Source organism: Chloroflexota bacterium, assembly GCA_016197225.1.
Lineage (GTDB): Bacteria > Chloroflexota > Anaerolineae > Anaerolineales > VGOW01 > VGOW01.
Window position 1 is genome coordinate 68,469 of the sequence record JACPWC010000085.1, and the last position, 12,559, is coordinate 81,027.

General features: G+C 60.5%; 11 protein-coding genes. 8 read left to right on the forward strand and 3 right to left on the reverse strand.

The genetic code is table 11. The features are described 5' to 3' along the window. Positions 1 to 32 precede the first annotated feature (32 nt). Positions 33 to 1,982 (reverse strand): S9 family peptidase, encoded by a 1,950-nt coding sequence (locus HYZ49_15350; GenBank protein MBI3243659.1) that lies wholly within the window; start codon positions 1,980 to 1,982, stop codon positions 33 to 35. 94 nt (positions 1,983 to 2,076) lie between these two features. Beyond that, a complete protein-coding gene (locus HYZ49_15355; protein MBI3243660.1) occupies positions 2,077 to 4,200 on the reverse strand; it encodes a hypothetical protein in 2,124 nt (707 codons plus the stop codon). Between the two features lie 60 nt (positions 4,201 to 4,260). Between HYZ49_15355 and HYZ49_15360 the strand changes: the two genes are divergently transcribed. From HYZ49_15360 to HYZ49_15395, 8 genes are all read left to right on the forward strand, one after another. Beyond that, positions 4,261 to 5,850, forward strand: a complete 1,590-nt coding sequence (locus tag HYZ49_15360; protein MBI3243661.1) for an FHA domain-containing protein — start codon at positions 4,261 to 4,263, stop codon at positions 5,848 to 5,850. Positions 5,851 to 5,904: 54 nt separating this feature from the next. Next, a complete protein-coding gene (locus tag HYZ49_15365) occupies positions 5,905 to 6,372 on the forward strand; it encodes an RHS repeat protein (GenBank protein ID MBI3243662.1) in 468 nt (155 codons plus the stop codon). 327 nt (positions 6,373 to 6,699) lie between these two features. Further along, positions 6,700 to 7,602, forward strand: coding sequence for a diguanylate cyclase (locus HYZ49_15370; GenBank protein ID MBI3243663.1), 903 nt, complete (start codon positions 6,700 to 6,702; stop codon positions 7,600 to 7,602). Between the two features lie 35 nt (positions 7,603 to 7,637). Further along, positions 7,638 to 8,873, forward strand: coding sequence for a hypothetical protein (locus HYZ49_15375; GenBank protein ID MBI3243664.1), 1,236 nt, complete (start codon positions 7,638 to 7,640; stop codon positions 8,871 to 8,873). 81 nt (positions 8,874 to 8,954) lie between these two features. Further along, entirely contained in the window at positions 8,955 to 9,575 is a 621-nt protein-coding gene (locus tag HYZ49_15380; GenBank protein MBI3243665.1) for a hypothetical protein, read from the forward strand. Positions 9,576 to 9,627: 52 nt separating this feature from the next. Then, positions 9,628 to 10,533: an SPFH/Band 7/PHB domain protein gene (locus HYZ49_15385; protein ID MBI3243666.1), complete on the forward strand. Its 906-nt coding sequence runs from the start codon at positions 9,628 to 9,630 to the stop codon at positions 10,531 to 10,533. Continuing rightward, positions 10,533 to 11,054, forward strand: a complete 522-nt coding sequence (locus tag HYZ49_15390; GenBank protein ID MBI3243667.1) for a GNAT family N-acetyltransferase — start codon at positions 10,533 to 10,535, stop codon at positions 11,052 to 11,054. Before HYZ49_15385 ends, HYZ49_15390 begins: the two co-directional genes overlap by 1 nt. 70 nt (positions 11,055 to 11,124) lie before the next feature. Continuing rightward, positions 11,125 to 12,114, forward strand: coding sequence for an ABC transporter ATP-binding protein (locus HYZ49_15395; protein ID MBI3243668.1), 990 nt, complete (start codon positions 11,125 to 11,127; stop codon positions 12,112 to 12,114). Positions 12,115 to 12,205: 91 nt separating this feature from the next. Here the strand turns inward: HYZ49_15395 and HYZ49_15400 are convergent. After that, a partial coding sequence (locus tag HYZ49_15400) for an SUMF1/EgtB/PvdO family nonheme iron enzyme (protein MBI3243669.1) occupies positions 12,206 to 12,559 on the reverse strand: 354 nt, incomplete at its 5' end.

Consider the following 12,559-nt stretch of genomic DNA (forward strand, 5'->3'; position numbering starts at 1 on the left):
AAGTTAAATCTCCAACTTCCAACCCCCAACTTCTAGCCTCCAACCTCCAGCCCCAGCCACCTCTCCAGCCACTTGGCCGCATACTCCACCCAGTCGCGCTGGTGGGCCTTCTCGCTGAAGCCGTGCGCCTGGCGCGGGTAGACCCTCAGCTCGGTCGGCACGCCGTGTTGCTTGAGGGCGCGAAAAAATTCGTAGCCCTGCGAAACCGGCACGTCGCGATCCTTCTCGCCATGCACGATCAGCGTTGGCGTGCGCACCCGGCCCACGAGGTTGATGGCCGAGAACTGCTCAAACTTGGAGCGCGGTTCGTAAGGATCAGTGTTGTAGTGAATGCGATCCCACTCGCACAACTTGCTGGTTCCGTGAAAGCTCAGCCAGTTCACGATTCCAGCGCCCATCACCGCCGCCTTGAAACGGTCGGTCTGGGTCACCGCCCAGGCGGTCATAAAGCCGCCGTAACTCCAGCCGCCAATCGCCAGTTTATCAGGGTCGGCCAACCCTTGTTGGATGAGCGATTCGATTCCGGCCATGATGTCGTGAAAGTCCTGGCCGCCCATGTCGCCCACGTTGGCCTCGGCAAATTTCAATCCGCGCCCGGTACTGCCACGCGGGTTGGGCAGGAACACGGCAATGCCTCGGGCGGCGAAGTGCGCTTGTGGCATCGCGCTCCAGTATCGGTGAGTGAACAACGACGTTGGCCCGCCGTGAACCCAGGTGAACAGCGGATAACTTTTTCCCGCTTCATAGCCGTCCGGCAAGAGCAGGAAACCCTGCATCTCCCAACCGTCCGCGCCCGTCCAGGTGATGCTTCGCGACTGCACCGGCGTGGCTTCGGCCTTGTCGGCGTGGAAGTGGGTGAGCTGTGTCCAGGTCAGCGAGTCGTGGTCGCGCCGGGCAAGCCAGATTTGGCGCGGTGAGTCTGCCGACTCGCGGGCAAAGGCCAGTGAGCGAAAAGCCCGGTCGTGGCTGAAGGTGTTCCAGAACGGGTCGGCGATGGAGGCCGGCCCGGCCCACAACTTTCGGCTCGCGCCCGATCCGGCTTCCCATTCTTCGACGGTCACGCCGTCTTTTGCTGTGGCGAGCGTGATCAAACTTCCCCCGTCCGGCATCCAGGCCATCCAGGTCACGCTGGCCGGGTGTTCGGTAGTCAGGCTTCGGGCGACGCCGCCTGAAGCCCCGGCAGGAATCAAGTTCAAGTCGCCGCCCACCGAGCCGCGATCACTCCAGATGCTTTGCAGAAATGCAAGTTGTGTGCCATCGGGCGACCAGCGGGGCAGGGCGGCCTGGCGGGGCGACGGATCGTAAATGATGTTGATGGAGCCGCCAGCGGCGGGAACGGTCGCCAGCTTGCAGTGATACCACGACCACTCGTAAGGCTCGTCGGAGACGATGAGGCCAAACTGCGAGCCGTCAGCCGACCAGCTAAACTCCCATACCTGAGCCGGCTCTGTCGTGACACACCGAAGCTCCCCACTCGTCACGTCGGCCACCCAGACCCGCATAAACTTGTGATCGCGCTCGAACAAGAGAGGATCGATCTTCTCGTCTTTCAGTTTCTTTTCTTCTTCGGTTTCGGGGTCTTCCATGAGGCAGGCAATGGTTTTGCCGTCGGGCGACCAGGCGAACAACTCGCCGCGCCCGTCGCCGCCCACACTGCTTTTGGCTTCGAAAACGCGCCGGGCCTCGCCGCCATGCCGCGAGATGACGAACAATTCGTTACGCCCATCGTCGTTTTGGCGATCCGAAAGAAAGGCCAGCCAGTCGCCGTCGGGCGACCAGCGCGGGTGGCGGTCGTGCTTGCCGCCGGTGAACGCGCGGCAGTCGCTCCCGTCGCTACTCGCTACGCTCGCCATCCAGATTTGCGCCGTTCCTTCTTTGTAAGCGTCGGCCACCACGAAGGCAACCTGCTTGCCATCGGGCGAGACTTGGGCGTTGTTAAGAGCTTTAGTGTCGAAGATGTCGGCGAGGGTGAGTGGGCGCATGAAGTCTCCGCTGAGAGCCAGGGTGTGGTGAGCAGTGAGCAGTGAAAAGTTGGTAGTGAACAGTAGTCACAGTTTACTGTTCACTGCTTGCTGTTTACTTTCTCACTGTAACAACGCCGATTATAGCCCGATTGTCTGGAAGCGCATGGTCGGCCTCACGCAGTGAGAGGCGGGTGAAGCTGGGGAAGGTGTACCAGCCGGTGACGAGCGGGTAGTCGCCGGGCAGGACATCAGGCGGAAAGGTGATGGCGAACGAGTCGCGGACGAGATCGCCGGCCCGCCACTGCGAGGTAGTGAAAAGGCCCTGGCAGGGTTGGCCGTCGCGCTGGGCCACGACGGTGGTTCCGTCCAACCCTGTGCCGACGTGAACGAAAGAAGTGTAATCGGCGGTCATGTCGGCTTCCACTTTCCACCACAGGGTGATGAACAAACTCTGCCCGGCTTGCACCGTTCCGCCCGACCACTCGTAGCCGACGAACGTCAGGCCCGGATCAAAGGAAGCGTGGCCGGGGTTGGGTGGCCGTGGCCCTGAAATGCCCGCTGGCACTTCCACCCACGAGCCGCTATCCTGCCACATCGACTCGACCTCAATGCTGGCCGTTGGATACGTTTGATACAGGATGGGCACGGTCTGGGCGTCGCGCTTGGTGAGCACCAGATAGTTGGAACGCGCCGGGCGACCGTCACTGAAGGGGAGACATTGCCGGAAATCGAGGCGTTTGACGGGCGTGCCGGGAAAAAGATACTCGAACGAGATCACATCGTCGTCTTCCGGGTTGCGCGAGACAAAGACCCGCTCTCCGGCCTCGGCGCGTTTGATCAGTTCCCGCGCTGTGTTCACCGGCACAGCCAGGTAGGCCTTCGGCAGAACCGAGAGTCTGGGGAATTTGACGAGGAACATATAAGATTGATACGCGAAGCTGGCGAAAATCCCAAAGGCCAAAATCCCAGGCACAGCCCGCCAACAGCGCGCGAATCCCAAATTCCAAACACCCAAGCGCCGGGGGTGAGGGCCAAACCATTGCCATAAGACCACCCATCCCACCGCCACCACTGCCGCCCCCGGCGCGCCATAGCCGATCATGCGCTGAAAGCTCGGAGCGTCATTGGCAATCAGGCTGGGAAGCGTCATCAGAATCTCCCAGCCCAAGAGTTCGCGGGCAACCGCCGACCGCCGCAAGTTCCACAGCACCCAGCCGTGGCCGACGAAGAAGCCAATGGATTGAATGGGATCGAACACGGGCAGGCCGGGATAGTTGGTGAGCGAATCCAGACTGCCGGTGAAGTTGTAGGCGATCAGTGAGGCTTTAATGTTCTCCCAAAGCGCGCCTTGCTGAGTGAAGGATCGGGCAGTGGCTTCGCGGGCGCGGGCCACCAGCCAGTGCGGCTCCTGAATGAAGAAGAGCGCAAGCGGGGCGACGACGACGAGGCCGGCGAGGGCGGCGAGGCTCAGGCCGACGATATAGTTGCGCCGCAGGGGAGCAGGAATGAGAAAGAGATCGTGCAAGCCGATGAGTCCAACCAGGGGCAAAATGAAGCGGGCGTGCGGGCCGTTGTACTGGGCAAGGCCGGCCACGACTCCGGCCAGAGCGAAGTTCAAACTCGGATTCACCACGAAGGCGCGGCGCGAAGTTCCACCAAGATTTCTTTGTGGAGCTTCCTGTCTTTGTGTCTTGGTGGTGGATTCTTCGATAAGCCTCCTGGCACGCTTGAGTTGCCAGACGCAGAAGAGGGTGGCGGCGGGGGCCAGGCTGGGTTCGGTTCCCACCCGGCTGACGACCACCCAGTAGATCAAGTACGATAAGATGAAGGCGGCCAGGGCGGCGATCCAACGGCGTAATCGCGGTTGCACGCTTCGCACGCTCCCACTTTGAAAACCGCTTCCACGTAACACTTCATCAAAGCAGGCAAAGGCCAGCGGCACCGAGACGGCTCCCAGCGCGGCCGAGGCGATGCGCGACGAGGAGAGGCCGGTGAAGCCCAGCCACTGGACGGCGGCGGTGAGGTAGACCATTAGCGCATTGCCGCCGCCCCACGACGTGCGATAAAATACGACGAACTGCGGCGCGGCCAGCATCTCGCGGGCGCGCATAGCAAACCAGATTTCGTCGAACCAGGCTTCGGGCGCGTGGCTGGAAAGGTGATAGAACCGCAAAAAGACGCCCACCAGCGTGGCGGCCACCACCAGATGAATGGGTCGAAGCTTGAACAGGGACATGACGACTGGCATTTTACTTGAAAAGCTTATCCTCAGTGACAGACAGGTATAATTCAACTCATGAGCAACTACACCCCGCCTCGCCTTGCCATGCCCAACGGTCAGGAGTACGCCTTGAGCGGCCAGATGACGATTGGCCGCGCCATCGAAAACGCCGTCAAGCTCGACGACGGCGGCGCCTCGCGCAAACATGCGGCCATTGAAGTCCTGGGTGAGCGCGTCATCTTGCGCGACCTGGGCAGTAGTAACGGAACCTGGGTCAACGACCAGCGCCTGGCCGAGCCAACTGAACTGCGCGACGGCGACCTGATCCGCATCAGCGGCACGACGATGATCTTCTTTGCCGCCACCGGCGTGCCTGCCGACTCAGCCTCGGATGCGCCGCCGGCCTCATCCCCATCCGCCAGCCCGGCGGGCGGCATGACCATGAACTGGCAATCGTCCGAACCGATGATGCTGGTGCGCGGCGACAAGGCCGAGTTTGGCCTCAACCACACGCTTCGGGTGGGGCGGGGCGACGACAACGATCTGGTGCTGACAGGCGACTCCAGCGCCTCGCAACAACATGCCCGCATCGAAATTGTCGCCGGTCAAGCCGTCATCCACGACCTCACCAGCCGCAACGGAACCTGGGTCAACGGCAAACGCATCACCACACCCACTCTGCTCAAGCACGGCGACAAGATTTTGATGGGCAACACCGTCTTTCGCCTGCGGGTGAATTCCAAGCCCTTGCCCAATCTTGACGCTGCACCGCAACCCAAACAACAAGGCTGGCTTAGTCGAGGGTTCTGGTTTAGTTGGGGATTATTGCTGGGCGGCGGCCTGCTCACCTTTACTGTCGTCGGCCTGGGCGTGCTCATCGTGGGCGTGCTGGCTTACATTGGCTACCGCGACTTTATTGCGCCCACACCTACGCCGTCGCTGGCTCAAGCAACGGTCGTTGTAGATAGCAACGCGCCGCTGGCCGCCACCCAGCAAGCCACTGCCGAACAACGCGCCCTGCGCGCCCTGGTTCAAATCGTCGTGCCGGTTGGCGATCCCAATACAACTCAAGACGCCTCCACCGGCTCCGGCAGTTTATTGAGCGCCGAAGGTTACGTGCTCACCAACTTTCACGTCGTCGGCGACCCCGACACCGGCAACTATTACAACGACGAAGGCTGGGCGCTGATCGGCCTCAACTGGGCCGGCCCTGACCAGGCGCCCGATTCTTTTTACCGCAGTGAGATCGTCATGGATGACAAAGACTTGGACCTGGCCCTGCTTCATGTTTTTGCTACCGACTCTGGCGACGGGCTACCCGCCGGTTTGAAATTTCCCTTTTTACCCATCGGCAACTCGGATGATTTGAAGATCGGCGACCCGATTGCCATCATGGGCTTCCCCGGCCTCGGCGGCGACACTCCCACGTTCACGCGCGGCACGGTCTCCGGCTTTCTGCTCGACGAGCACCTCAACCTGGAGCGCGGCTGGATCAAGACCGACGCCGAGATCAACCCCGGCAACTCCGGCGGCATGGCCGTCAACGCCCAGGGCGAACTCATCGGTGTCCCCACCCAGGCCTTCTTCAACACCGAAGTGACGGGCAAGATCAGCGAAATCCGGCCTATTAATTTTGCCAGTAAGTTTGTTGAGCAGGTGCCGTGAGAGGCCACTGAGGGCCTCGCTCTTTTCGGTGACAGGAGAGCACGGATTTTCGGAATGTTCGGATCGCGATCCGCTAATTCTGGAAATCCGTGCTGTTTTGCAGCGACAACCAAGCCAAGCTCACCGAGAGCGGCACGACCCTTCGAGTCCCGGCGGCAGAGCTACATTGGTGCAGTTCCAACCCAGCCAACGACGACCACGACCATCACCTACACCTACGACCCGCTGTATCGCCTCAAGAGAGCAGACTACAGCGACGGCAGTTACTTCGAGTTCGCCTACGACCCGGTGGGAAATCGCCTGAGCCAAATCGCCTGCCTGGGCGCTTCGCCCTGCCTGCCCGTCACCACTACTTACACGTATGACAACGCGAACAGGCTGACGAGCGTCAGTAACCAGTCAACAGTGAATAGTTATCAGTACAACGGCTTGGGCGACCGAGTCTCACAAACCGTGAACGGGGTGACGACGAACAGCCGGGGGAGTTTGTGTATCACCTGGGTGATGCGCTCTGGAGTGTGAGGCAGTTGGCGGATGTGAGTGGAGAGGTGACGTTGGCAAGGAGTTATGAGCCGTATGGCGAGATATTGACGAGTGCAGGCAGTGGAGCCACGGTGTGGCAATTTACCGGCGAGGCCAGAGACGCGAGCAACCGGCAACCGCGAGGACCCGGTCGGAGAGCAGTTTTAAAACAGTCTCTAACGTTTTCGTGTCCAGAGTATCTGGAAAGAACTGGTAACGCTCCGCTGAAAGATGTCGGTTCTGTAGATTGTCAAGTGTACACAATCGTTCGCGTTTCAGCAACAGAAACGCCATATCTGTTTTTCAAGCCTATGTTATACTCAAATCATGGCGTCCATCCTCGTCGTCGAAGATGATCAGGCTATCGCCCAAATGATCAAGCTCATCCTGAGCAAGCAGGGCCACTCCTTGCGCCACGTCATTGATGGGCGGCAGGCTTTGTCGGTCATCCTCGAATGGTTGCCCGACCTGATTATCTCAGATGTGATGATGCCCGGCATGGACGGCTTTGCCATGGCCGAGCAATTGCAAAAGAGCGACCTGACCAAAAGCATCCCCATTGTGTTTGTGACAGCCATGTCGCAGACCGAGAACCTGAGCCACGGCCTCAACCTGGGCGCGGTGGATTACATCACCAAACCCTTCCGGGCGCTGGAGTTGGAAGCCCGGGTGCGCTCGGCTCTGCGGCTCAAGAGCGCGCAAGACGATTTGCGCCGGGCCAACGCCGAACTGACCGATCTGGCGATGATAGACAGCCTGACCGAGTTGAAGAACCCGCGCTTCGTGAACGAGTATTTGTCACAAGCCCTGCCGCACTCGGCCCGTTACGGCGAACCGCTCTCCATTTTAATGATTGATATTGATCACTTCAAGAAAGTGAATGACACGCACGGCCACCTGGTGGGCAACGACGTTCTCAAAGAATTGGCCGGGATTTTGCGCAACCAGGCCCGTCAGGCCGACGCGGTTTGCCGGTACGGCGGCGAGGAATTTCTGGTCATTTGCCCCAACACGCCGCTCTTGGCCGCCAGCTCGGTGAGCGAACGCCTGCGGGTCACTGTGTCCTGTTTCAACTTTCCGGGCGTGCCCTGGCCGCTCACCGTCAGCATAGGCATTGCCACTTACGAGCCTAAACGTGACCGTGACGCCAACGCCCTCATCGCCCGCGCCGACTCGGCGCTGTATCTTGCCAAGAACGAAGGCCGAAACACGATCCGGGAAGCGCCTTAATCACGGCTCATCACGCAACGCCTCAGCGGCTACCCATGTCTCCGGTTGAGATCGAACGCCTGTTACAGGAAGGCATTGCTTCGGTGAAGCGCGGCCAAAAGACGCGCGCCGCCAAGTTGTTGATGCAAGTCGTCAACGCCGATGAGAACAACGAACAGGCCTGGTTCTGGTTGAGCATGGCCGTGGACAAAACCGAAGACAAGATCACCGCTCTGGAAAACACGCTGGCCCTCAACCCCAACAACGCCACCGCCCAGGCTAACCTCAAATGGTTGAGCAGTCGGGCCGTCACCGAAAAAGTGCCGGAGCGCAAGACCGCTCCGCTCTCCGAGAAAATAAAAGCCTCCCAACCCACCCCGCCTCCCCCGGCAAACGGCGGCTATGCCCCGGTCTCACCGGTGGATGTTGAAGGCGCGCTCGACGACCCTTATCAATGCGTTTACTGCGGCGCGCCCGCCGATCGCGACCTGAGGCGCTGCCCCGAATGCGGGCGCAACCTCATGAGCAAACGCGCCTACACCAAAAAAGTCTCGGCCTCCATTCGCACCGTCGCCTTCTCGCTCATTCTGCAAACCGGGGTCGCCATGATTGAAGGCATCGTGGTGGTGATCGTCAGCTTTCAGGGGCGCAACGGTCTCATTCAATACGTGTACGACACTGTTCATTTGCAAGACTTGTTTGGCGACTATCTGAGTTGGGCAACGGGCTGGCCGCCAATTCTGATGTGGGCCGCCGGCATCCGCATTGTGCTTTTTACCGCCCTCATCCTGGCTCTGCTCTGGAAGATCACCCTGGCCTATTACGTCACCGTCGGCGCTATGATCGCCGACATGGTGTGGACGGTCTTTCGCTGGTTCAACAAATTCACCGGGCCGGTCATCGCCGTGCTCGACATCCTCTTCGCTCTAGTCACCCTGGCCCTGGTCTTCGCCACCGATCGCGACTTTGCCGTCAACGAAGAGCGCCTGCTGTGCCTGCCCCAGCCGCACACCAAAGGCGGCATTGAGTTCAACCGCCTCGGCCACCTTTACCGGCAGAAGGGCATGTGGGCTTTGGCGGTGCGGCACTGGCGGCTGGCTGTGGGGGCCATGCCGCTCCGCGCCGATTTTTATAAAGACCTGGCCGTTGGCTACGCCCAGATCGGCTACTACCAGCGCGCCCTCGGCGCCCTGGCTGAAGCCAGGCGGCAAGCCCCCGACGACGCCGACATGCCACAACTGGCCCGGCTCATCGAAGAAAAGAAATCGAAAGACCCGCGCCCGCGCGGCTGATCGAGACAAGACCTGTCAGGTCTGGTGGAGTGCGGCTTGCAACAATAAGCACCCAAGACCTGACAGGTCTGGGAAATTACCATGCAATTCCTGGACATCCTCTGGCAACTTCTCACCAACCCTAACATTGTTTACCTTCTGCTCATCGCCGGGTTGTGGTCAACAGTCGTGGCCTTTGTCACGCCCGGAACCGGCTTGCCCGAATCGGCGGCAGTGCTCTGCCTGGGCCTGGCCCTGTTGGGGCTGGCTCGCATGCCGGTCAACATCGTCGGCCTGGCCCTGATCCTGCTTTCGGTCATTCTCTTCCTGCTCGAACTCAAGTGGCCCAGCCACGGCGCGTTCATGATCTCCGGTGGGTTGACTCTGGGCGCTGGATCGTTGTTCCTGTTTCGCGCCGACGTTGCCACTGCCGGGGTGTCGCTATGGCTGATCAGCTTCACCGTGCTCGGCACCGCCGCCTTTTTTAGTTTTGCCCTCAGCAAAGCCTGGGCCGTGCGCAACCGCCCGCCCTTCCAGAATCCGGATGCCGTGGTCGGCGCGCAAGGTGAAGCCAAGACCGACGTTTTTGCCGAAGGCTCGGTGCAAGTGGGCAACGAATTGTGGACGGCCCAAGCCGACGAGTTAATTCCAGCCGGAACTAAGGTGCAGGTCGTTCAACGGTTGGGACTAAGACTTAAAGTCGTTCGTGTCAAAACAGGCTAAAATGCCTGAGACAATAAACTCTCTATACAAACCTTGAAGGAGGTTTCTCAAAATGCCAGAAGCTTTAGCAACTCTCGTAACAATCGGATGTATCGGTCTGTTTGTGTTCGTTATCGTAGCCGTCGTGGCCGGCAACGCCATCCGCATCGTGCCCGAATACCAGCGGCTGGTTGTCTTCCGCTTAGGAGGCTCTATCGGCACCAAAGGGCCAAAACTCGTGTTCTTGATTCCTTTCATCGACAGGGCCATCAGCGTGGACTTGCGCGAGCAGGTGCGCGAAGTGCCACACCAGACGAGTATCACCAAAGACAACGCGCCGATCTCGATTGACTTTCTGTGGTATTACAAAGTCATTGACCCGGCGGCGAGCGTGATCCAGGTTGGTAACTTTGAGCTGGCCGCACAAGGCATCGCCACCACCACCCTGCGCTCTGTCATCGGCGGCATCGCCCTCGACGAAGTGCTCTCGCAACGTGAGCACATCAACACCACCCTGCGCGTCAAGCTGGACGAGATCACCGAGCGCTGGGGCGTCAAAGTCACCAACGTCGAAATCCGCGAAATCATCCCGCCGCGTGACGTGCAGGATGCGATGAATCGCCAGCTTTCGGCCGAGCGCACCCGCCGCGCCCTCGTCACCGAGTCCACTGGCGACAAGGAAGCCGCCGTCAACCGGGCCGAGGGCACCAAGCAGGCCGCCATCTTGCAGGCCGAAGGCGAGCGGCAGTCCAACATCCTGCGCGCCGAGGGCGACAAGCAGGCCCAACTCCTGCGCGCCGAGGGTTTCTCGTCGGCGTTGGACAAAATCTTCCAGGTCGCCCAGACTGTAGACGGCAAAACCATGTCGCTCCAGTATCTCGAAGCGCTCAAGAGCATCGGCGCCAGCCCGTCCACCAAGTACATCTTTCCAATGGAATTTACGAGTCTGTTGAGCGGATTCGTTAACAAGGAAAAGTGATGACCGCTGACGGCAGACGATTGACGGCGGATGACAGACCTCGCCCGTCTCAAGTGGTCAGTAGTCCATCGTCGGTCGTCCCGGCCGTCATCCTGCCCGCTACCTTCCGCGACCTGAACCAGGCTCGGGCGCTCGAAAGAGTCTGCTTCGGGCCGGAAGGCTGGGGCACCCTCGAACTGTTCTTCGCCCTGCTCTTCCCGAACACCGTTCGTCTCAAAGCCGTCGCCGATGATCAACTCGTCGGGCTGGTCATTGGCGACCGCCAACCCTGGGAAAGAATGGGCTGGGTGGCCACCCTCGGCGTTCTCCCCAATTACCAGCGGCGCGGAATCGGCGGCGCTTTGCTGGCCGCCTGCGAATCGGTGCTGGGCCAGCCGAGAGTCCGCCTCACCGTCCGTTTGTCCAACCAGGCCGCCATTGCCCTCTACCGTCAGGTTGGCTACCAGCGAGTGAGCGTCTGGCACGGCTATTACTCCGGCGGCGAAGACGGGCTGGTGATGGAAAAGACAGTGAACAATTAGCAGTAGACAGTGAACAGTCAACTTGCTGCTCACTACTCACTGTTCACTGCTCACTGTTCACTAGCCACTGATGAACGCTCTTTCCACCGACTCGCTCGCCCACGACTTTCCTTCGCCACGCGGGCCGGTTCAGGCCTTAAGCGAGGTCACGCTCTCGGTGGAGCGCGGCGAGTTCTTCGGCCTGTTCGGCCCGAACGGCGCCGGCAAGAGCACCCTCATTCGCATCCTCACTACGCTTATCATCCCCACCAGTGGCCGGGCAACAGTGATGGGTCACGACGTTTTGCGCCAGGCCGACAAAGCGCGCGAGAACTTCGGCCTGGTGTTCGCCAACGAAAACTCATTTTATGGCCGCCTCACCGGGCGGCAAAATTTGGAATTCTTCGCCGCCCTGCAAAACATTCCGCGCTCACAAGCAAAGCAACGCGCCGCCGAACTGCTCGACCTCTTCGGCCTCGGCAACGCCGCCGACGCTTACTTTCAAAGTTACTCCACCGGCATGAGGCAGAAGCTCAACGTGGCCCGCGCCCTGCTCCACAACCCGCCCCTCCTCTTCCTCGACGAGCCGACCAAAGGCATGGACGTGGTCACCGCCGAAAGCGTGCGAACGCTTCTGCGCCGCGATCTTGTCGAGCGACAAGGCAAGACGGTGGTGTTGACCACGCACGATTTGGATGAGATGGAGTCGCTTTGTGATCGGGTTGCGATTTTGGAAGCGGGGAAGATACGCGCTTTCGGCGCGCCCGCCGACTTGATCCAGCAGGCCAGCGCCAGCGTTGTCTACCGGCTGGAGATCGCCGCCGCGCCCGATGGACTTGTGGCCCAACTGAGCGGCCTGCCGGGCGTGGACTCCGTTGAAGCCGTCTCTCAAACCTCAGCCGCCACTGTCCTCGAGTTGACGTTCCGCGACCCGGCCACCCCGCCCGACTTGTGGCAAACTCTGGCCGCCCGCCACATCGCCGTCAAACGCTACGCCCCCAAAGACGACGGCCTGCGCGCGCTGATCCGCAACAACGGCCTCAGCGCCTCACCCTCCGACGCCAACGCACCTTCTGTTTGAACTGTTTTCAACACGAAGACACGAAGGCACCAGGACACCAAGATTTTTCTTTGTGTCTTCGTGTCTTTGTGCCCTTGTGCTTATGCCGAAGTCACGGTTTGTCGGACCTGGCGCAACGGAAGCCGCCGGGGTTGTAGGCGGCGGTGTCGGTGGCGCTGTAGCGGCGCGAGGCGGCGCGGATGTTGGCAAAGAGGTCGTTCCACGAACTGGAGCGCAGGGCATGAACGCCGCCGAGAAATGAGGGCGTGGGCGTGACGGTGTTGAACACTTTCACAAAGTACGAGTCGTAATAGTAATCGCTCACCCACTCCACGACGTTGCCCGACATGTCGAGCGCGCCGTAAGGACTGGCCCCGTTCGGGAACGCTCCGACTTGGGTGGTATCGCCCGAAGCCAGGTTGAAGTTGAGCAAGGTGTTGTCCGGCGGCTGGTTGCCCCAGGGATA